Consider the following 20,018-nt stretch of genomic DNA (forward strand, 5'->3'; position numbering starts at 1 on the left):
TTAGTTTGGGAATTTACCTCTTCAAAAAATATGTCAAAAATACTTGACACTTTATGTTTAAAAGACTATAATATAGTCAAATATATACGACATAAATCAGAAAGGAGAACAGATGAATCGTGTGAAAGAATTTCGCAAGGAACTGGGCATTTCCCAGCTCGAACTCGCCAAGGATATCGGTGTCTCGAGACAAACCATCAATATGATTGAGAATGACAAGTACAATCCAACCCTGGAACTCTGTCTCAATCTCGCCCGCAGCCTCCAAACTGACCTCAACAGTCTCTTTTGGGAGGAAGATTTTTAAAAAAGGAGCAAACTCATGAAAAAAGAAACCTTCACTGAAAAACTGATCAAACGCATTTATGGCATTTCAGGACCACTTGACGAACACAAACGACGCGAGGCTGATCGTATTGGTAATCAAGTCTTTATCATCCTCTTTTATCTGATGACATTTGGAAATCTCATCCCCGTCGTCCTCGCTTATAAATACCCACAAATTGTCGCTATCGGCTATCCTCTTGTGGTATTCGGCATTTCGATGATTTCTGCTCTCTATGTGCTCTCCCAAACCAAAAAAACAGGGATTACAGCTATTGATCCAGATATGCTGAGCGAGAAAGAAAGTAAGCAACTACACTACCCTGGTATGAAAGCAGGTCTACTCTATGGATTAATGAGTTTTTTTTCAACCCCTCTTCTCCATATACTGCTAGGTGAGAGTCAGGATTATCTTCAGTCACTTCTCGCTTTTGAAAATATTTTTTCAAGTATTCTCCAGTCTTTCTTCTTCGGAGTGGTTATACAAATTATCATCTCCCGTCGCATTGCAAAAACTAAGAAAGAGCAAGATGAGGATTAGGAGCCAACTAATGAAAAAAGAAAAGAAACAGTTACGTTATCCTGGTATGAAAGCAGGTTCGATTTATGGAACAGTGATATTTTTTATAATTCCACTAACAAGTGAAAATCCAAATTTTATCAGTTCTCTTCTAAATACAAAACATATTTTTAAAACTATACTGGGAGCTTTCTTTTTCGGAGTGATGATACATATTGTCGACTCACTTCGTATTGCAAGAGCTAAAAAAGACCAGGATTAGGAGGTGCCTTATGAAATCACTAGTAACTTTACTTACCTATCATCTTTTGTTCAGTTCTCTGCTCATCTTCATCATCATTTCAGGGGACTTGCCAATCAGAGAGATATTCCTCGTGCTAGTCTTTTTTCCAGGGCTTAATAAAGGACTAACTTATCTAAAGATTGACTCCCCAAAAACGCGCACACTTAACTTAGCACTATACTTTATGATTCTATCTTTTCCACAACTGATGCTCGTCTCAGGCAATTGGAATTATTATTTACTGCTGACTATCGCTAGCCTTTCTTCCATCACTTATCTTTATTATCTCTATCAACTCGTTAAAGAAGTCAATCAAAAACCACTCATTTAGGAGGTTACTAGCATGAAAAAAGAAGACTTCACCACTCGCCTACTTCGAAATCTCTTTCACATTCAAGGCCCTTTTGATGAATGCCGGCAAGAAATTATCTACAAGGCTTGTGCCCGTTCTATGGTTCAAATCGTTTATTCTTCCTTCTTTCTCTTCTTGTTTTATCTGTTATTTGGACGCTTCATAGAGACTGTTCGCTATGCCATGCCCTACGTATACTCTGGACTCATCTTTTTCATTACCTTAAAAACTCAAAGAGTCGTCAAAGAACTCCATCTGGAAAAAGATGACAAGTCAGAAATCATCCTCAAAACCTACAGCAAAGCCCAAATCAAATTTCGAAGCTGGGTTGTGTTTATCGGTCTTCAGATTGGCCTCTTTACCCTACTCATCTTTCATAAAGTCTTCGTTCAGCAGATGTCCCTTTCAGATTTTGGAAAGTTGCTCATGCAATTCGATAAAAGTGGTCCTTTCCTAATGTATGGTCTGATTATCGGTAGCATTTTTGGAACTCTGACCTACGGATTTCTATCATTACAGGAGGAGAAAACTCCTAAAAATACCAAACAGAAGGAGAAAAGCAAGCAATGACTTCACTATACGATTTTTCAGTCTTGAACCAAGACAATCAAGAAACTCCATCCAATGGAAATTTCCAATATTCCTAGTCGTAACCATCATCTCAAGTTTGGTCTACTTCTATAACTTTTATCAAGTAGTTAAAGAAGTAAATCAAAAACAGTTGATTTAGGAGATTACTCCCATAATTTCTCATTTTATAGACAAATAATCCCATCCAGCTCATGCTAGATGGGATTATTTTATTTCTTAACAGAGGTTGCCAGTTATTTCCCTTTCATCTTAGAAAGTCGACTCTTTCCAACTCACACTACAATCCAAGACTTGTTGCCTTTCTTCTTGATTGAGGCCTTCAATCTGGTCAATCAAAATCTTTGTAGCCTGTTGTCCTTCTTCAAAGGCGGGCTGAACCAACGTCGAAACACTTGGAGAAGAAAAGCAAGTCCACTCCGTATTGTCAAAACCAATCAACCCAACTTGTGGCAAGTTATAATTCAACTCTTTGATAACGGTAAAGACTGGAGGTAGGGCCCAACAGTTAGGGACAAATACCAGAGTTTTTTCATCGGGATTGATTTCTTTTTGTAAAAATTCCTTAATTTGTTCCAAATTCGTATGCTTATCTTCAATGGTTAGCCTAGCGTGGCGCATATTAGCATCTGTTAAAGCATCCACAAAACCACTTGCCCGCTCAATCCGAGTACTCAAACGACTCGTATCCGCTGTAATCAAGAGAAAATGCTCATAACCTTTTTCGATACAGGACTGGGTCATATCATAAACGGCATCATAGTTATTGGTTTTGACCCAGCTAGTCCGGTGTTCATAGAGCCGACTATCAAAAAAGACCATTTTCTTCTTTTTCTCATCGATGATACGAGAATATTTTCGGAAATTAGAGGTAGGCTGAATAATAAAGCCGTCTACTCCCAAGAGAAGCATGCTTTCAATATACCTGTCCTCACTCTCTTGGCTGTAGTTACTATTTCCTATCATTACCTGGTAGCCATTCTGGCTGGCGATATCCTCAATTCCCTTAACAATTTGGGTTGAGAAACTGTTGGTAATATCACCAATCAAAACACCAATTAATTTTGTTCGTTTGGAGTTTAAGCTACGCGCAACAATGCTCGGTTTGTAATTTGTTTCATGAATAACTTTTTTAATCTTTTCACGTGTCTCTTGGGACATTTTTTCATATTTCCCGTTTAGGTAAAATGACACGGTTGTTTTCGAGGTCTGAGCCATTTCTGCAATATCTTTTATGGTCAGTTTCTTCTCCAATCTAAAACACCTCCTACTAATACCCATTATAACATACTCACTATTTAAAACGTCTATTTCTAGCACTGCAAGCGAATCATTCTCTCATTTATTTTATCATATACTAGACATTTTCCACGCATTTTTGTTCCGTCAACGAGGCATAATTTTTCACCTACACAAATATCCTCGCTTAATAACAGAATCAGCTTGTCTGTTTCGTCATTTTTCACTTCAAAAGCCAGAGCATTTTCTACTTGATGACCATCTGTCTGGTAGACAGAATGACGGATGATTTCAAAACTCTCATGCGCAATGATTGTATAATCCAGCATCTGATTCTCAAAGAATTGGTGTTTGGTGAGTTTGCTACTTTTTTCAAGCTCGTTGTATTTAGGAGAAATGATCGTAGCTTCCAAATCAAAATCAACTTCACTCCATAGTTTCAACTGATTGATTTTCCCATCTTGATAGGTCACATCCTTGTCAAGGATAAACTGAGTCAACGCCTCATGCTGACCTTGACACCTGATATCATCTACCAAGAGCCATACATCCTCTGCCAACATGAGTATTTTTCTCCTGTGAAGATAAGGCAAATCAGGTTCTGCTGACAAATAAGCCCCCTCAATATAATGCACTCCCTCTCTTTCTTTGTGGTGACAGAACAGGGAGTGAGGATAGTATTCATATTCCCAGGATCCCGCGATCCTTTCTGGAGCTTTCCCATCTACCATACAGGTCGAATGACTCCAAGCACTCTTTAAGAGATAACGTTCATCTACCTCCCGATAAGAATAACGCCCAGCATCTATGAAAATCGGTTGGCCTTGATACTGTAAGCAAAAACTATTCTCGTCACTATGGCTATGGGCACTTCCCAGCGGACCGTTTTTAAAAAATAGATAACGATGTTCATCCTTAATGCAGACATGCCCAGAATCTTCAAAGCTCCTGAACTTAGGCTGCCAAGCTCTCTTTTCAAATTCCTGCAGTCGCTTGACCTTTTCTCGCCCCAGGAACAGGAGGCTAAGTAAATCGACTTTAACATCCAGACCGTTAAGAAGGTCTTCCTTGTTCAAAACCATAGCAGACAGGCTCAAAATCTCTGTCGTTTCTGTAGAATCGCTATCACCAAAAGCCAAGGTCCGTCCATCTAGACCTGTCATCATTTGAATGTAAGTCGCCATCTTTTCCAGCAGCTCTTGAAAGCTATCTTGCAAGTCCGGAAGCAAGAGGCACAAGTCCAGCAAGGCTTTATAAACCTCTACATGATAGAGAATCGACTGTTCAAACTGACTTCCATCCTCTAAAATCTGCGTCTCGATCTGCTGTTTCAACTCCTTTGAAGCAAAATGGTAAGCTTCTTCTAGGTCCATCTTATCTGAAAAGAAATGATAGGTTGCAAGTATCGGAATCGTTTGTAAAATCCCCCAGTTACTAAGGGTGTACTTGGCGCGATAATGGCTTTTCATAAAGTCAATCTGCTTTTCTAGACTGACCAAAATTTTCTCTAGTTCTTCCTCCTCTAGCAAGTCAAATTTCAAGAGGAGCAAGAGTAGTTTCAACCAAGTAAAGGAACGAATACCCGTATCCAAGGTTCTAGTCATCAAAGATTGAGGACGAAATTCTCTCACCTGCTCAATCCAGTCAAATAGAAAGAACTTGCACTTTTGGATATAGCCCTTATCTCCTTCTACCAGGTACCCTATCATAAACTGCAAGAGATATTCTTGTCGATTGAGCATATAAGCCCATTCTGGATCATCTTCAAATACTTGATTCCACACCATCGGCTGGATTTGATGGATTTTTGAACAAGGTTCCATATCCCAAGGACTATCAAACATAAAACGATTGTCCATCAAGCGTTCAAGGGAACGCTTGACTTTCTCATAGTCTTGTGAACAGTGGGACAAGATATAATCACGATATTGATCCCCATCAATTCTTTCAAAAAATTGTCTTCTTTCTTCTTTCATTATCTATTACCAGAAAAAGAACTACTTAAAAAGCAGTTCTTTTGTCTTTCCCATTACACTTTCCTTTTCTACATAGATGACCACACCTTTTGCAATCTGCAAGGAGACCAAGTCATCTTTGATAGAAATGATTTTTCCATGAATTCCAGACAATAACAACACTTCATCACCAGATGTTAAAGAAGCTAAATACTCTTTTCGTTGCTCCATCTGTTTGCGAAGCAACTTTTGCTGACGAATAGAATGAAAGCTTGACAGTAAAAGGGGGCTCACTGCCAAGACAATCACTATTCCATAAAACAATGTTGTATCCATTAAGCTAGAATCTTAAGCCAGCTTCCGATAATTCCGATGATAACTGTTAAAATAACGAGTTTATATGTTGTCCATTTCTTTTCTTTGATCAAGTAGTAAACTAAAAGTGTAAATAGGGCTGGTAGAAGAGCTGGAGCAACCTTATCAAGCATTCCCTGAATACTTACGATACTTTGTTTGGTATCTGCTTTAACTTCCCCTGCAGCAAAGGTGATTGGCACCATAATCTTCACAGATGTCGCTGCCAAACCAGCAATTACGGTTACACCGATAATATTAGCAATACGAGAAATCGTTGCCATCTGTTCACTTAGTTTATCAATCACAGTCGTTCCTAGTTTGTATCCATAGAGACCAGTTGACAATTTAATCGCTGTCAAAATCGTATTCATCGCTAGGAAGAACAAGATTGGACCGACAACCAGGCCTTCTTGAGCAAAAGAAGCTGCGATGGTTGAGAACAATGGAGCTAAACAAAATTGTGAGAGAGAATCCCCAATACCTGCCAATGGCCCCATCAAGGCCATCTTGATGCTACGTGTCTCTTTTGCCGGACGGCCATTTTCCAACATTACAAGGTGCAAACTGGTAATAAAAGGCAGGAAGTGTGGGTTGGTATTATAGAATTCACAGTTTTCTTCCAAGGCTTGGTAGAAACCTTCCTGATCCTCTCCATAGTGTTTTTTCAAAGCAGGATACATCACATTGGCATATCCCAACCCTTGATAGTTACTATAGTTAAATCCATTTTGACAAAAGAATGCCCGCAAAGACGTTTTAAGATAATCACGTTTTGTTAATTTGTTAGATCCAGTCATCGTGTGCTTCCTCCTCTACCACATGATTCGCTGTTTTTGGCTTGTTATAAAATTCAATCAAAGCAAAGATAGTACCTACAATTGCAATACCAATTGTTGGGATGTTTAGATAAGCTGCACAAACATATCCCAACAAGACAAAGGGAATCAACTCTTTCTTAGCCATCACTGACAAGATCATCGCAAAACCGATAGCTGGGAGCATTTTACCAGCAACTGTCAAACCTGTAAGCAATACTGGTGGAATGTAGTCTACGAGTTTCAACAAGGTATCCATTGAAAGGGCACCCAAGCAACCCAAGGTAAATCCAATAAAGGCAAACAACCAAATTGTTGCATTTAGAGTGAACTTGAATTTCTTCAAATTATGGTTTTTCAAGTGCTTCATCGCCGTTTCAGGCGCACCAGCACGTACAGTGTAGGCGAAAGTTTGTAAGAATTGAATCGCCACAGCAATCGGAGTAGAGAGGGCAAGAGCCGCTTCTGGACTGACTTTACCAGCACTAGTGATAGCCATCAAGGTACCAAAGATACCAGGTCCGATTGGGTTTGGTGGAACAGTACCTCCAGCACCGACACCGAATCCCATATAAGCCAATTCACCAATAGCTCCCATTGCAAGAGCAGTAGGCAAATCACCTAGAATAATTCCGACACCAAATGACAGAACAATGCATCTATTGGTGTAAATTCCTAACAGCATTCCACTAAAACAGAAAGCTGTCCATAATCCAATTAAAATCGCTTGAAATACATTAATCGACATAACGATCTCCTCTTTTAAATATAGTCCATAATGTTGACTTCAACAGCTCCATCATTTCCTGTTGGAGTTGTTTTCGTATTAAATGTTACTTGATAAGCTTGGTTCAATTCCTTGAGAGCTGCCTTGTCCTCTCCACCCAGGAAGATAGAGCGTGTCACTTGCTCTTTACCAGGGGCATTGTGAATGTTCCCAATATTGATTTCTTTGATAGGGACACCACCTTCTACCAAGGTTAAAGCGTCCTTTACATCCTTTACAACGATAAAGATCGTTTGAGCAGGATTAGCCTTGTGAATGATATCAATCACCTTTTGCAAAGGGAAGAAACGCATGGCAACTGAGTCTGGTACAACTGTTTTCATCAGAGTTTGTTGCATCTTGTCCGTGCTTACTTCATCATTGGCAACAATGACCGTATTACAACCTAGGTATTTTACCCAAAGTTGTCCTTGCCCATGAATCAACCGTTCATCGATACGGGTCATAATAATATTTGGCATTGTCATATTTCTCCTCCTACCAATATAGGTTCCAGTCTTTGTAGAAACGGATAAGGGCTTCTAGGTAATAGTAGTCACCCCAGATATTGCCTTCGTCCACTCCTTTACCTGAATGCCATGAGTACACACCGTGGAGGAGACTTGTCCCACCAGGGGTAAATTGATCATTTGCATAATGTTCGATCAAAGAACGAAGCATGGCATGCATAGCATGTTTATAAATATCTTTGTCAGCATCCACCTCTGGGAGATGTTTTAGCATTTCATGAATCCCACAGACAGCGATAGCTGTTGCTGAAGAATCTCGTGATTGATCACTACCATCATTAAAAATCAAATCCCAATAAGAAACATGATCTTTTGGCAGACGATTCAAGAAATAATTGGTTACACCCTTAAACAAGTCAAAGCAGGACTCGTCTTTCAGGTGACGATAAGTCAAAGGAATACCATAGACTCCCCATGATTGACCACGTGCCCAGCATGAATCATCACTATACCCTTGTCTCGTTACACCTTTAAGGGGTTGACCTGTCTCAGGATCAAAGTAGAAGGTGTGGAAGGACGAAGCGTCATCACGGATTACATTATTAGCTGAAACATAGAAATGGCTTTCTGCAATATCGTAGTATTTTTGATCGCCTGTTTCTTGATAAGCAAAGAATAAGAGTTGGATGTTGAGCAAGCAGTCGATAATCAAACGGTAATGCTCTTTCTTGCCCAAGTCTCCCCAAGCTTGAATAAAACCACCTTTTTCTTGATAGCGTTCAATCAACTTATCTGCAGCTTTCAAGGCTGCCTCTCTGGCCTCTCCATCTCCATTTATCTTATATTCAGCCATACAAGACGGTGTGTACAAGAAGCCGAGATCATGGTGATCCAATTCTACTCTCTTATTGACACGATCCAGGAAAGAAAGAACATTTTTATGAGCGATGTTTTTAAATTCATCCTGTTGACTGTATTCATAAGCCAACCACAGTTCTCCTGTCCAGAAACCATTGGTCCATTCCGTATTATCCATGATTGGATAGACATTATCAAAGGTAGCTGGCGCCGGGAAATCTTCCTTGAAATAGTCAAGGTTGAGTTCTAACTGCCGAATAACCTTATCGATTGCCTGGCCGACTTCTTCTTTCGTCAGAAGTGGTACTTCTAAGAAGCGCTCAGGCGATTTTATTTCTTCAATCGTAACCTTTTTTATCATTCTTTTACCCTTTAAATACCCGATTCGAAATCTTCTTCCTCTTCCTCTGCATCCGCTGAAAACAATTCTTTACCATTTACGACTCCGCCCTGGGCCGCCACTACTGATTTATTAACAACCTCATCAAAGCTATGAGACATTCTAGCAAAGACTGCTTCCATTAACATGGCTAAGTTCAAACCCGAGAGAACATTCATTGTTTTGGCTGGATTTTCTCCCATTATGGTAGAAGAAACCTTGAATGGCGATCCTCCCAAGAGATCACTTAGGATTAAAACTTCTTCTTCATTTGAAATTGCAAGTAAGATTTTTTGCTTGAGTTCATCTGCTGACATTCCTTCCACAAAGTCAATCGCCTCCACATTTTCTTGATTGCCTGCAATCAATTGTAAAGAACTATAAATCCCTGTGGCAAAATGTCCATGCCCTACAAGTACAATTTTCATCTTTTCTCCTTTATTTTTGAGTTTACCGGTTTACTCTATATTTTACATTGTAGACCTTTATTTTTATCTTGTCAATAGTTTTTTCAAAAAAATATTAGCGCTTTCATTGCTTATTTAACCATTACAATAGACAGAAACTTCAAAATCTTCCGTTTTTTTAGGAAAACAAAGATTTTCAGAAATAAAAATATTTAATTATTGACAAAACCGGTTTACTAGAATATAATTTGATTATAGAGAAGTCTTAACAAATTTGAAAGGAAGTATCAAATGACAAATACATCATTCTCAATTGAGCAGTTTTCTTTAAAAGGAAAAATTGCTCTCATCACCGGCGCTTCTTATGGAATTGGATTTGCTATTGCCAAATCCTACGCTGAGGCCGGCGCTACTATTGTCTTTAACGATATCAATCAAGACCTGGTCAATAAAGGGATTGAAGCTTATCGTGAAGTTGGCATCGAAGCCCATGGGTATGTCTGTGACGTGACAGACGAGGACGGTATCCAAGCCATGGTCAAGCAAATCGAACAAGAGGTTGGTGTCATTGACATCCTTGTTAATAACGCTGGTATTATCCGCCGCGTTCCAATGTGCGAAATGAGCGCCGCTGATTTCCGTAAGGTCATCGATATTGACTTAAACGCACCATTTATCGTTTCAAAAGCAGTCATTCCTTCTATGATAAAGAAAGGGCATGGAAAGATTATCAATATTTGCTCGATGATGAGCGAACTGGGACGTGAAACGGTTAGCGCTTATGCTGCCGCTAAAGGCGGCTTGAAAATGTTGACCCGCAACATTGCGTCTGAATACGGTGGAGCCAATATCCAATGTAACGGAATCGGGCCGGGTTATATTGCCACTCCTCAAACAGCACCTCTTCGTGAGTTGCAAGAAGATGGTTCTCGCCACCCATTTGACCAGTTCATCATTGCAAAAACACCTGCTGCACGTTGGGGAAATCCTGAAGATTTAATGGGCCCTGCTGTCTTTCTCGCTAGTGACGCTAGCGACTTTGTCAATGGCCACATCCTATATGTAGATGGCGGTATCTTAGCCTACATCGGAAAACAACCTGAGTAAAAATAGAAAGAGGATCTTATGAAAATCGCATTAATCAATGAAAATAGTCAAGCTAGTAAGAATCACATTATTTATGATAGTCTAAAAGAAGCGACAAATAAAAAAGGCTACCAATTATTTAACTATGGTATGCGTGGAGAAGAAGGTGAAAACCCATTAACATACGTACAAAACGGCCTAATGGCTGCCATCCTTTTAAATACAAAAGCAGTCGACTTTGTTGTTACCGGCTGTGGTACGGGTGTAGGAGCTATGCTTGCTTTAAACAGCTTCCCTGGTGTTGTCTGTGGTCTAGCAGTGGACCCAACTGACGCTTACCTTTATTCTCAAATCAATGGTGGTAACGCCTTGTCTATCCCTTATGCCAAAGGATTTGGCTGGGGGGCAGAACTGACCCTCAAATTGATGTTTGAACGCTTATTTGCTGAAGAAATGGGCGGTGGCTACCCAAGAGAACGTGTAATCCCTGAACAACGCAACGCTCGTATCTTAAACGAGGTAAAACAAATCACCTACAATGATTTGATGACCATCCTTAAAACAATCGACCAAGACTTCCTCAAAGACACCATCTCTGGCAAATACTTCCAAGAATACTTCTTTGAAAACTGCCAAGATGATGAAGTCGCTGCTTATTTGAAAGAAGTATTAGCCAAGTAAAGCTATTCTAAACCAGAAAGGAACTAATGGATGACGAAAATATTACTGTTTGGCGAACCATTAATTCGAATCTCACCATTAGATGCCACCAGTATCGGCGATCATGTTGCCAGTTCGACTTATTTTGGCGGATCAGAAATTAACATCGCTTGTAATTTGCAAGCCCTGGGTATCTCAACGAAAGTCTTTACCGCACTCCCTGCCAACGAGATTGGAGATCGTTTTCTCACATTCTTGAAACAGCACCAAATCGATACCAGTTCAATCTGTCGGCTTGGCGATCGAATCGGCCTCTACTTTTTGGAGAACGGCTTTGGTTGTCGTCAAAGTGAAGTTTTCTACGATCGTAAGCATACGAGTATCAGCCAGATTCGGCCAAACATGCTAGATATGGGTTCTCTCTTTCAGGGGATTAGCCATTTTCATTTTAGTGGAATCACTGTAGCTATCGGTCAAGAGGTTCGTACCCTCCTTCTCCTACTCTTGGAAGAAGCCAAGCGCCGAGGGATTATCGTTTCAATGGACCTCAATCTGAGGACAAAGATGATTTCAATCCTAGAAGCCAAGTATGAATTTTCTAAGTTTGCACGTTTCGCTGACTATTGCTTTGGTATTGATCCTCTCATGATTGATGACCAAAATCTAGAGATGTTCCCAAGAGACAGAGCCAGCCTAAAAGAGGTGGAAAATCGCATGCGACAATTAAAAGAAGCCTATGGTTTCAAGGCCATTTTCCATACCCTCCGCTCTAGTGATGAACAAGACAAAAATGTCTATCAGGCCTATGCTCTGGGAGAACGATTTGAAGAGTCTGTCCAACTAAAAACTGCAGTCTATCAACGAGTTGGTAGCGGGGATGCCTTTATATCTGGTGCCTTTTATCAACTACTCCATCATTCCTCCTTAAAAACTACCATTGACTTTGCAGTTGCGAGCGCAACTCTCAAATGTACTCTTCCAGGAGACCATCTCTCCACTTCCGAAACTAGTATTGAAAAATTACTGGCAAATGCACAAGATATCATTCGTTAGGAGAATTACATGACCAAATCAGATACGATTATTGAACTAAAAAAACAAAAAATTGTCGCTGTTATTCGAGGAAATACAAAGGAAGAAGGACTGCAAGCCTCGATTGCTTGTATCAAGGGAGGTATCAAAGCTATTGAAATCGCCTATACCAATCAGTATGCAGGGCAAATCATCAAGGAACTTGTAGACTTGTATCAGGACGATCAAAGTGTTTGTATCGGTGCAGGTACTGTGATTGATGCCGTAACTGCTAGAGATGCTATTCTAGCCGGAGCAAATTACGTTGTTTCTCCATCTTTCCATGCTGAAACTGCAAAAATGTGCAATCTCTATAGCACTCCGTACATTCCAGGCTGTATTACTCTCACAGAGATAACGACTGCACTTGAAGCCGGTAGTGAAATCATTAAACTCTTCCCAGGTAGTGCTCTCAGTCCAGCATATATCTCTGCAGTCAAGGCACCGATCCCACAAGTTTCCGTAATGGTAACCGGAGGAGTCGGCCTAAACAACATTCCTCAATGGTTCGCTGCTGGTGCAGACGCCGTTGGAATTGGTGGCGAACTCAATAAACTCGCTTCCCAAGGCGACTTTGACCGCATTAGCGAGATTGCCCAACAGTATGTTACACTCAGATAAAATGAAGTGAAAATAGTCTGGGACAAAAGTCTAACCTTAAATATAAAAAGCGAACAAAACGAGTTATCTGACACTCAGAATTCTGTATTGTTCGCTTTTTTGTCTAATCTATCGATTTTTAAAATTTATAATAAAGAATTTCTAAAATCAAAATCTTTTTGTTCCAAACTCTTTTTAAAAGAAAAATCCGAAGATGTTTGACTTTCTTCGGATTTTTTCTATTTTCCACAGTTTCATGTGATTCATCTTAGATGATGAACAAATCAGTTATTCTTTCCTCTACGGAATAGATAAGTCGCCCCAAGTAGCAAGAGCCCTAGACTTGCCAAGATTGACTGACCTTCTCCTGTCTGAGGGAGATTCTTTTGATCCGAATGGTTCTTTTCTTCTTCAGATTTTTCCTTTTCTTTTGAATCCTGAGTTTGTGGTTGAGCTGCTTGTTCTAACTTTTTAAAGACTTCCTGATCTGGAGCTGATTCCTGGGTTTCAGGATTGTAGTAGGCAACCTTATAGTCATCCCCTTCTTTTCGAATCGTATAGACCCCACGTTTCAAGACTTGGAATTGGTTGGAAATAGTAGAGACAGAATCATCATATTTCACAATGCCCCAAACTCCTTGTTTGGCATCATAAACAGACTGAAGGATCTCATTGTTATCGATGAGACTACTTTCTAACTCTTTTACCATTTGATTGAAGGTGGCACGATCCACGTTAGGGATGAGCATATAGCCATAAGAATCCCCATTTTACTTATGAGCCTGACTAATCGTAAGAAATTCATTTTCAACTTCCTTGTCTGACTGTCCTTCATTGATATCCTTCCAAGATCCCTTTTGGACAGCCTTACTCATACTGATTGAACTCTTCTTAAAGAAAAAGTAATCAATATTCTTTTTCGAATCGGACGATTCTAAGAAGACACTTTGGGTTTCAGGATAATCCTTTTCTTGTTCCGTGAGGGAGGCTTCTTTATCATTGACATAGACTTTATATGGATCACTTGATTCCAGTTTTCTCTGGTCAATTGTAGTTGCAGCAGTATCTGTTGAAGTGTTTTGGATATTGCTTCCTAAAAAGGCGATCTTATCCTTCAGCATAAACCAGCTCTTATGAGCAGTCAGTGTTTGATTCCAGTTAGTGAGATCCATGGTTGCTGTCGCATTGGCCTCATCTAGTTTGCTCGTTCCAACGAAAGCAGACGGTAGAACTTTACCTGTATCACTATCCGATCTCTTAGCATCTGTTCCTGTCGCACCAGGCATCTTATATGGATTAACTGTTGGCCAGTAGCCATCGCTATAGTGACTCAAATCGCCATTGTAAAGATAGAACATCCCATCACTCGTATACCAACCACGTTTGTTTTCCTTGTTCATGTGTTCGTAATTCAAGATACGACTGGAAAAGAGTGACAAGCCAAATCCAAACCCTTTCTCCGCATTGTACATAGCTGTTTTATCCATCTTATTAAAGGCAGATAGGTAACTGGTTCTTGGAACACTTGCGACTCCAGCATCGCTTAACAAAGATTGCACCAAACTGATATCCTTATAAGTCTTCAAATTCTTAAAGACATCATAATAACTATCCGATTGGACAATGGTCTTCACAAAACTCTGCAAACGTTGTTTGGTTTCTCCTTCAGACATATCCGCTATCCGGTGAATCCCTCTTAGCACTTCTACTACGGCCACGTGCCCCTCGCAATTTGCACGACTGATCGAGCGTCCACGACTCATATCCATCAGCTCTCCATTCACCAGCAAATGGGCAAACGATTTATCAATCCAGTGGTACATAGTTTGCATTTTATCTTTATTGATTGGGCTCTTGGTCTTTTGAATGACTGGCAACAGTTGAGACAGGCCATCAATCAAGACATCCCCATAAGCACCCGTATAGGCAACATTGGTGTGGTCGATATAGAATCCATCTTGATAAAAACCTTCACCTTGGTCTACCAACTTGAACACTTGCTCAATCGAACGAATGGTAGAAGAAATTTCTTGGTCATCCTTGCGCAGTAAACCAGCTATTACTTTTACCCTTCCCATATCCACTAAGTTTCCACCTAGGGACTTAAATGGGTTATCAGTCGTCTTTCGGAAATATTCGGGATCTGGCGCAAATTTTTCAATCACATCTGTATACTTTTTAATTTCCTCATCAGAGAAGTATTCTTTCATCAGAGACAAGGTATTGTTGATGGCACGAGGTATACTGATTTCATAATCCCGCCAACTCCCAACAATGCTTTTTTCACTATTGTAGACATGTTTATGCATCCATTCCATGGAATCCCTAACTGTTCGAATAACGGTTTCATCCTGATAATAACGAAAAGAAGGATTGGTCACTTACTTGGTCATCTCCTCCAATTTCCGATAAGTGGCAGTTAGATTCGCAGACGTTTTATAATTTGAAAATTTTTCCCACAAATAGGTGCGGCCCGCCTGACTTGAAATACTGGATAGGCTATCAGCCACCTTTCCTTCCAGTTCCTGGTTTAATTTGGCCATCTGTTCATTTTTAGAATCATAGTATTGATTCCCAGCGATGATACCATTCCAGTCATCCAAACGGGCTGTGTATGCATCCTTAACAGAGGCTAGAATCTTCAAAGGAATCTTTTTCACCTCCTTGCTATCTTTACTGACAATGACATTGGTTGTCCCTTCCTTAAGAGGTTCTAAAATTCCATTTTTGACTGAAGCAAAATCAGGATTTTCTACCTTATAAGTATAGTCTGCAAGAGCAAAGACATGTTTTTTCCCAATTGGTAAATCAATCTTTTCCTCGAGCTGTTTATCTGTTTGAGAATCCTCAGAAGGCTGGTCTGCTACCTCTACCAGCTCAATATCCTTAAAAGAAATAGTCCCAGTTCCCGTTTCATAGAATAACTCCAGCTTGATTTTATCAACATCTAAAGTCGGGCTATAGTCTGCTTCAATGGTCTTCCAGTCCTTTGTTCCTGACGTCGTTTCAAAATTCCACAATTGCTTGTCCTTACCACTTTCCTCAATGATACGAACCTTAGCAATCCCGACTTTATTATCTGTTTTAATCTTGAAACGCAGTTTATACTTTTTCTTAGCTTCAATAGGGACCATACGGTGAACCACTGCCCTTAATTTCTCATGGCTTGAGATAGTGATAGCCCCATCCTTAGCCTCAATAACTCGAGTTGAGGCATCTGCAGAACTATTCTTCTGCTCTACCCAAGCTGACCACCCCTGAGCTTTGCTTCCTGTCCACGGACTGCTTCCGTCCTCCGTCTGACCAAAATCACCATTTTCAACTAAATTTTTTGTATCCCTTTGCTGATACTGAACTTCTGGCTTTTCTGAATGGTATTCGTAGTCGTTTCTTCCGCTCCAACTGTCAGATAATGGTATAATAAAAATCCTGATAAAACAAGTGAAGACAAACTCACAATGAGTTTCTTTGTTTTTGTTTGCATGTATACACTCCAATAAATCAATAGGAACTAAATCTCAAATTAGAGATTTATAGCAACTAAGTAACCCGGTTTAATTAAACCACGCTATTTTTTAAGCTATTTGTAAACGGTTTCTATTATATCAAGAACCTATTTTTCAACAACATCTTCCATCCGACTCGACGAAAAAAGTAAAAACTGTTACAATGTAGAAAAAGAAAAGAGGCCCTCATGACTTCACTTTATGATTTTTCCGTTTTAGACCAAAACAACCAATCAACTCCCTTGGAGAGCTATCGTGGTAAGGTACTCTTGATTGTCAACACTGCTACCGGATGTGGTTTAACGCCCCAGTACCAAGGACTTCAAGAACTCTATGATCGCTATCAAGAACAAGGTTTTGAGATTTTAGACTTCCCTTGCAATCAGTTTATGGGACAAGCACCAGACAGCGCAGAGGAAATCAACGCCTTCTGTAGCCTACATTATCAAACCAGCTTCCCACGTTTTGCCAAGATCAAGGTCAACGGTAAGGAAGCAGATCCTCTCTATGTTTGGTTGAAAGAACAAAAGTCTGGCCCACTAGGAAAACGAGTCGAATGGAATTTCGCTAAGTTTCTCATCGGTCGTGATGGGCAGGTCTTTGAACGCTTCTCTTCAAAAACAGACCCAAAACAAATTGAAGAGGCCATACAAAAACTACTATAATTCACAATCTCACTATGATTAGTTCTCCTTTAGCCTAAGAATAGTGAGATTTTTTGATTGGCTTTGACTTAAATAGAAAAACACCTCACGGATCGAACCATGAAGTGTTGTAAAGTCTATGTTGTAGGTGCTTATTTCACATTTTCAATGTGACCAATGATAACAAATGCCATACCGAATCTTCATATACACTAAACAAATGACTTTCTAATTATTTCAATTAGTTTTCATTAGTAAATATCATTTCCAACAAACGCCCTCTCAATTCCTTATCCTGATGATGCAAGATATTCATTAAGTCATGAGAATTTTTGGCATTGATGAATTGATTTAACAATCTATCTTTTAATTCATATGGAAGAGAAGCCGTCTTTAGTAGTCTAAAAACTTCATCATTTAGAGATGGTGTTTTATTATCTTTCCATTCAAAATTAGCTGTATCATTCTTATTTGGCAATTCAATTATAGACACATTCGTTCCTTTAAAATGAATTCTATGTTTTCTATTGCTTGGAACGATACTAGAATCTCCTTGTAATGTTAGCTCTACCATCCCCATTTCCCAGTCGATTGACAATCTTGTTTTATATCTTTGACCATTTTGATCTTCAATCATTTCAAAAGAATGTTGTTTGCCTGGGAATACATACCAATCTACAACTTCAGGTAAATCAACACCCATATCTATCTCAGAACCAACCAAGGGAATGATTGCACCACTTTTTGCAAACACAGGTATCATCGAAATGTCTCGATAAACACTTAACTTCACACCACCTGTATATTTTTTCTCTGAAAAGAAGTCATACCATTCACCTTCAGGGAACCATACATCCACTTTTGCAGATTTGAATGCCAAGTCCATCTTTTCTACAATGGGAGCCACCATCAGTTCTGTTCCAAAAAAGTATTGATTTGGAACATTATAACTCTCATCATTCTCTGGGTAGAAATAATACATTGGGCTGATTAATGGGGCACCTTCCTCGTGTGTCTTTACATTCATGGTATATAGATATGGAATCATCTGATGTCTCAAACGAAGGTATTTCTTCATAATCTTAGATGTTGTTTCTGAAAAAAACCAAGGTTCTTTGCTATTGAAGGGACTTCTAGAACTATGTAATCGAGTAATCGGGCTAAAAACACCAAACTGTAGCCATCTAGTTTGTAGCTCTTCGTCATAATCCCCCAACATATGTCCACCGATATCATGGCTCCACCAACTATAACCGATATTTGATGCTGTCGCTGTAAAATAAGGTTGAAATCTTAACGAATTCCAACTAATAATAGTATCCCCTGAAAAACCAACAGGGTAGCGGTGACTACCAGGACCTGCATATCTTGATAAAATCAAGCCACCTTCTGAATGTTTACAACTATCCTGATAGTGATAATGGTTTAAAAGCCATAGTGGATCCAACATGCCTTGTGTCCCTTGTTGCCAGTCAATCCACCAAAAATCTACTCCTTGCTTTTCTAGCTTATAATGAACATCTTCAAAGTAGGATTCTCTAAAAGAGGGATTAAAAAAATCAAAAATAGCAGGTTCTTCTAGTTCTACATTTAACCCCAATCGTTTGGCGACTCGAGGATAAGCTTCTTCATAAGCCCGTATACCATCAGCAGGATGGACATTTAAGGAGAGTTTTAACTTTCTATCATGAAGTTGTTGCAATAACTGTTCTGGATTTGGTATTAAGTTTTTATTCCAACTATATCCTGTCCAGCCACTTCCAAAACGAGCTGGAATGTCAGTTATATGCCAATCCATATCTAAAACACCGATAGATAATGGAATTTTCTCTGTTTCAAATCTGTCTATTAAATCCAAGTATTCATCCGACGTATAAGGCCAATACCTACTCCACCAATTGCCTAAAGCATATCTTGGCAGCAAGGGTGTTGAGCCAGTCAAATGGTAAAAGTCTCTGATTGCTCCTCTATAATCATGCCCATAGGCAAAGAAATAGAGGTCAATTTGATTTTCTCTCTCAATATAACCAGACTGTTCATCCCAAATAAATCCTTGAGAATCATCCAATAAGGCTATACCATTTCGGCTAATAATTCCATCTTCTAACGAGATTGCTCCATCTGCCTTATCCAGAGTCCGAGCTGTTCCTTTTAACGTTTCAATAGATTCACCAAAATACCAGCGACTACCATATACGGCAAAATTTCCTTTTAATTCTATAAATAAATTTTCGGCGTTAAATTCTCCTTTATTAAAATGCAAATGAAAATAGTCCGTCATAATATCTAGTACGTTTGATGTCTCGATATAATCTAACGAAACTTGGCCAAAATCTCTATTATAGATAAGTTGTGTCGTTCTATCCTCAAAACTTCCAGTTTGAGAGTATTCTAACCTTACTAGCTTGTCTGTTAATACAGAGATTCGATAAAACTCTCCCTTAAAAATTTTCACTTTGTTTTCCTCCTTTTAGTAAATTTCTTTACCTTATCAAACATTTTATTTGTTATCGTTACATTCATCAATCCGCAAAAAGCAAATCCCCCAAATGTAAATACGTAAATAGCTGTTAAAACTCGTTCTGGACTACTAAAACTCATATACAGTACAGACATATTAAATAAAACCAACATGATAGCTTGTATTGGATTTAACATACAAATTAATACGCTATTTACAATACTATTTTTTAGATTATCTTTAAATAGACCAATATAGGGAAAAATAACACTCATCAAAAGTATTATAACAAATAAAAAGGGCAACACTAACAATAAACTATACTCTGAAAGTAAACTTGAATAGCCCCAAAGACAATAGTTCACATATAAAAGTAATTCTATTAGGAGGATAAACAACCAAATAAAAGTTGATTGTTTAAAATTTTGTCTAAAGATCCGAAAATAATGATAAGCAATATCGGTATCTTTACCTTTTAAAATACGATACCACATTGTCGTAAGAGAAGTTAATGATGCCCCAATTGTAACTATTGGAATACAACTAACAATAAATAGAGTATTTAAAATAATTAAATCTGTCAAAAAAGTTAAAATTCTAACCACTTTTCCATCTAATGAAAATAATTTTTGCATAATATATTCTCCATAAAATCAATCGTCTTAACTCTATATTTT

Annotated in this window: 20 protein-coding genes and 1 pseudogene; 10 read left to right on the top strand and 11 right to left on the bottom strand. The window is 39.0% G+C overall.

The genetic code is table 11. The annotated features are described in order from the left end of the window. The first annotated feature begins 112 nt into the window (after positions 1 to 112). Genes HT721_RS05940 through HT721_RS05960 form a run of 5 tightly spaced genes read left to right on the top strand, consistent with a single transcriptional unit; the run spans position 113 to position 2,049 of the window. Positions 113 to 307 (top strand): helix-turn-helix transcriptional regulator, encoded by a 195-nt coding sequence (locus HT721_RS05940; RefSeq protein ID WP_001082472.1) that lies wholly within the window; start codon positions 113 to 115, stop codon positions 305 to 307. Positions 308 to 322: 15 nt separating this feature from the next. Continuing rightward, entirely contained in the window at positions 323 to 865 is a 543-nt protein-coding gene (locus tag HT721_RS05945; protein WP_173213414.1) for a DUF3278 domain-containing protein, read from the top strand. A gap of 10 nt (positions 866 to 875) precedes the next feature. Then, a complete protein-coding gene (locus tag HT721_RS05950) occupies positions 876 to 1,106 on the top strand; it encodes a hypothetical protein (protein ID WP_088814955.1) in 231 nt (76 codons plus the stop codon). 10 nt (positions 1,107 to 1,116) lie between these two features. After that, positions 1,117 to 1,458, top strand: coding sequence for a hypothetical protein (locus HT721_RS05955; protein WP_173229301.1), 342 nt, complete (start codon positions 1,117 to 1,119; stop codon positions 1,456 to 1,458). 12 nt (positions 1,459 to 1,470) lie between these two features. Then, positions 1,471 to 2,049, top strand: a complete 579-nt coding sequence (locus HT721_RS05960) for a DUF3278 domain-containing protein (RefSeq protein WP_173229303.1) — start codon at positions 1,471 to 1,473, stop codon at positions 2,047 to 2,049. Positions 2,050 to 2,319: 270 nt separating this feature from the next. Here the strand turns inward: HT721_RS05960 and HT721_RS05965 are convergent, their stop codons facing one another. From HT721_RS05965 to HT721_RS06000, 8 genes are read right to left on the bottom strand one after another with little or no spacing between them, the layout of a single operon-like run. Next, positions 2,320 to 3,321: a LacI family DNA-binding transcriptional regulator gene (locus HT721_RS05965; protein WP_000412459.1), complete on the bottom strand. Its 1,002-nt coding sequence runs from the start codon at positions 3,319 to 3,321 to the stop codon at positions 2,320 to 2,322. 59 nt (positions 3,322 to 3,380) lie between these two features. Next, positions 3,381 to 5,282: an alginate lyase family protein gene (locus tag HT721_RS05970; protein ID WP_173229305.1), complete on the bottom strand. Its 1,902-nt coding sequence runs from the start codon at positions 5,280 to 5,282 to the stop codon at positions 3,381 to 3,383. A 21-nt stretch (positions 5,283 to 5,303) separates the two neighbouring features. Next, the gene (gene yajC, locus HT721_RS05975; RefSeq protein WP_000381733.1) at positions 5,304 to 5,597 is read right to left on the bottom strand and encodes a preprotein translocase subunit YajC; all 294 of its coding nucleotides are present in this window, start codon (positions 5,595 to 5,597) and stop codon (positions 5,304 to 5,306) included. After that, complete coding sequence (locus HT721_RS05980; protein WP_000148015.1) at positions 5,597 to 6,415, bottom strand: PTS system mannose/fructose/sorbose family transporter subunit IID; 819 nt, start codon at positions 6,413 to 6,415, stop codon at positions 5,597 to 5,599. Before HT721_RS05980 ends, yajC begins: the two co-directional genes overlap by 1 nt. Beyond that, on the bottom strand, positions 6,402 to 7,181 hold the full coding sequence (locus HT721_RS05985; protein WP_000026611.1) for a PTS mannose/fructose/sorbose/N-acetylgalactosamine transporter subunit IIC: 780 nt from the start codon (positions 7,179 to 7,181) through the stop codon (positions 6,402 to 6,404). The genes HT721_RS05980 and HT721_RS05985 overlap by 14 nt, the downstream gene beginning before the upstream one ends. 14 nt (positions 7,182 to 7,195) lie before the next feature. Then, the gene (locus HT721_RS05990) at positions 7,196 to 7,687 is read right to left on the bottom strand and encodes a PTS system mannose/fructose/N-acetylgalactosamine-transporter subunit IIB (RefSeq protein ID WP_173213409.1); all 492 of its coding nucleotides are present in this window, start codon (positions 7,685 to 7,687) and stop codon (positions 7,196 to 7,198) included. Between the two features lie 10 nt (positions 7,688 to 7,697). Further along, complete coding sequence (locus HT721_RS05995) at positions 7,698 to 8,888, bottom strand: glycoside hydrolase family 88 protein (RefSeq protein WP_173229307.1); 1,191 nt, start codon at positions 8,886 to 8,888, stop codon at positions 7,698 to 7,700. Between the two features lie 11 nt (positions 8,889 to 8,899). Continuing rightward, entirely contained in the window at positions 8,900 to 9,334 is a 435-nt protein-coding gene (locus HT721_RS06000; protein ID WP_055348020.1) for a PTS sugar transporter subunit IIA, read from the bottom strand. A 270-nt stretch (positions 9,335 to 9,604) separates the two neighbouring features. Between HT721_RS06000 and HT721_RS06005 the strand changes: the two genes are divergently transcribed. Genes HT721_RS06005 through HT721_RS06020 form a run of 4 tightly spaced genes read left to right on the top strand, consistent with a single transcriptional unit; the run spans position 9,605 to position 12,751 of the window. Beyond that, entirely contained in the window at positions 9,605 to 10,420 is an 816-nt protein-coding gene (locus tag HT721_RS06005) for a gluconate 5-dehydrogenase (RefSeq protein WP_000185873.1), read from the top strand. 18 nt (positions 10,421 to 10,438) lie between these two features. Continuing rightward, positions 10,439 to 11,080: an RpiB/LacA/LacB family sugar-phosphate isomerase gene (locus HT721_RS06010; protein ID WP_000684789.1), complete on the top strand. Its 642-nt coding sequence runs from the start codon at positions 10,439 to 10,441 to the stop codon at positions 11,078 to 11,080. A 30-nt stretch (positions 11,081 to 11,110) separates the two neighbouring features. Next, positions 11,111 to 12,112 (top strand): sugar kinase, encoded by a 1,002-nt coding sequence (locus HT721_RS06015; protein ID WP_173229309.1) that lies wholly within the window; start codon positions 11,111 to 11,113, stop codon positions 12,110 to 12,112. 9 nt (positions 12,113 to 12,121) lie between these two features. Further along, complete coding sequence (locus tag HT721_RS06020; protein ID WP_049513598.1) at positions 12,122 to 12,751, top strand: bifunctional 4-hydroxy-2-oxoglutarate aldolase/2-dehydro-3-deoxy-phosphogluconate aldolase; 630 nt, start codon at positions 12,122 to 12,124, stop codon at positions 12,749 to 12,751. A 263-nt stretch (positions 12,752 to 13,014) separates the two neighbouring features. On the opposite strand, the pseudogene HT721_RS06025 reads toward HT721_RS06020, so the two are convergent. Next, positions 13,015 to 16,214, bottom strand: a pseudogene (locus HT721_RS06025) (LPXTG-anchored hyaluronate lyase). Between the two features lie 210 nt (positions 16,215 to 16,424). Here HT721_RS06025 and HT721_RS06030 point away from each other — a divergent pair. Then, positions 16,425 to 16,901, top strand: a complete 477-nt coding sequence (locus HT721_RS06030; protein WP_173229311.1) for a glutathione peroxidase — start codon at positions 16,425 to 16,427, stop codon at positions 16,899 to 16,901. Positions 16,902 to 17,121: 220 nt separating this feature from the next. Here HT721_RS06030 and HT721_RS06035 read toward each other — a convergent pair whose 3' ends face one another. Together HT721_RS06035 and HT721_RS06040 are read right to left on the bottom strand one after the other, a co-directional pair. Beyond that, the gene (locus HT721_RS06035; RefSeq protein ID WP_173229313.1) at positions 17,122 to 19,335 is read right to left on the bottom strand and encodes a TIM-barrel domain-containing protein; all 2,214 of its coding nucleotides are present in this window, start codon (positions 19,333 to 19,335) and stop codon (positions 17,122 to 17,124) included. Beyond that, entirely contained in the window at positions 19,332 to 19,976 is a 645-nt protein-coding gene (locus HT721_RS06040) for a YesL family protein (protein WP_173229315.1), read from the bottom strand. The genes HT721_RS06035 and HT721_RS06040 overlap by 4 nt, the downstream gene beginning before the upstream one ends. Positions 19,977 to 20,018: the final 42 nt, after the last annotated feature.

Source organism: Streptococcus sp. 4094, from assembly GCF_013277125.1.
Taxonomy (GTDB): Bacteria; Bacillota; Bacilli; order Lactobacillales; family Streptococcaceae; genus Streptococcus.

Excerpts from the sequence above, each read along its gene's own strand:
- HT721_RS06005 (WP_000185873.1), top strand. The coding sequence starts at position 9,605 with ATGACAAATACATCATTCTCAATTGAGCAGTTTTCTTTAAAAGGAAAA.
- HT721_RS06030 (WP_173229311.1), top strand. The coding sequence starts at position 16,425 with ATGACTTCACTTTATGATTTTTCCGTTTTAGACCAAAACAACCAATCA.
- HT721_RS05960 (WP_173229303.1), top strand. The coding sequence starts at position 1,471 with ATGAAAAAAGAAGACTTCACCACTCGCCTACTTCGAAATCTCTTTCAC.
- yajC (WP_000381733.1), bottom strand. The coding sequence starts at position 5,597 with ATGGATACAACATTGTTTTATGGAATAGTGATTGTCTTGGCAGTGAGC.
- HT721_RS06000 (WP_055348020.1), bottom strand. The coding sequence starts at position 9,334 with ATGAAAATTGTACTTGTAGGGCATGGACATTTTGCCACAGGGATTTAT.
- HT721_RS05945 (WP_173213414.1), top strand. The coding sequence starts at position 323 with ATGAAAAAAGAAACCTTCACTGAAAAACTGATCAAACGCATTTATGGC.
- HT721_RS05940 (WP_001082472.1), top strand. The coding sequence starts at position 113 with ATGAATCGTGTGAAAGAATTTCGCAAGGAACTGGGCATTTCCCAGCTC.
- HT721_RS05985 (WP_000026611.1), bottom strand. The coding sequence starts at position 7,181 with ATGTCGATTAATGTATTTCAAGCGATTTTAATTGGATTATGGACAGCT.
- HT721_RS05950 (WP_088814955.1), top strand. The coding sequence starts at position 876 with ATGAAAAAAGAAAAGAAACAGTTACGTTATCCTGGTATGAAAGCAGGT.
- HT721_RS05955 (WP_173229301.1), top strand. The coding sequence starts at position 1,117 with ATGAAATCACTAGTAACTTTACTTACCTATCATCTTTTGTTCAGTTCT.
- HT721_RS05980 (WP_000148015.1), bottom strand. The coding sequence starts at position 6,415 with ATGACTGGATCTAACAAATTAACAAAACGTGATTATCTTAAAACGTCT.
- HT721_RS05995 (WP_173229307.1), bottom strand. The coding sequence starts at position 8,888 with ATGATAAAAAAGGTTACGATTGAAGAAATAAAATCGCCTGAGCGCTTC.
- HT721_RS06015 (WP_173229309.1), top strand. The coding sequence starts at position 11,111 with ATGACGAAAATATTACTGTTTGGCGAACCATTAATTCGAATCTCACCA.
- HT721_RS06040 (WP_173229315.1), bottom strand. The coding sequence starts at position 19,976 with ATGCAAAAATTATTTTCATTAGATGGAAAAGTGGTTAGAATTTTAACT.
- HT721_RS06020 (WP_049513598.1), top strand. The coding sequence starts at position 12,122 with ATGACCAAATCAGATACGATTATTGAACTAAAAAAACAAAAAATTGTC.
- HT721_RS05990 (WP_173213409.1), bottom strand. The coding sequence starts at position 7,687 with ATGACAATGCCAAATATTATTATGACCCGTATCGATGAACGGTTGATT.
- HT721_RS05970 (WP_173229305.1), bottom strand. The coding sequence starts at position 5,282 with ATGAAAGAAGAAAGAAGACAATTTTTTGAAAGAATTGATGGGGATCAA.
- HT721_RS06010 (WP_000684789.1), top strand. The coding sequence starts at position 10,439 with ATGAAAATCGCATTAATCAATGAAAATAGTCAAGCTAGTAAGAATCAC.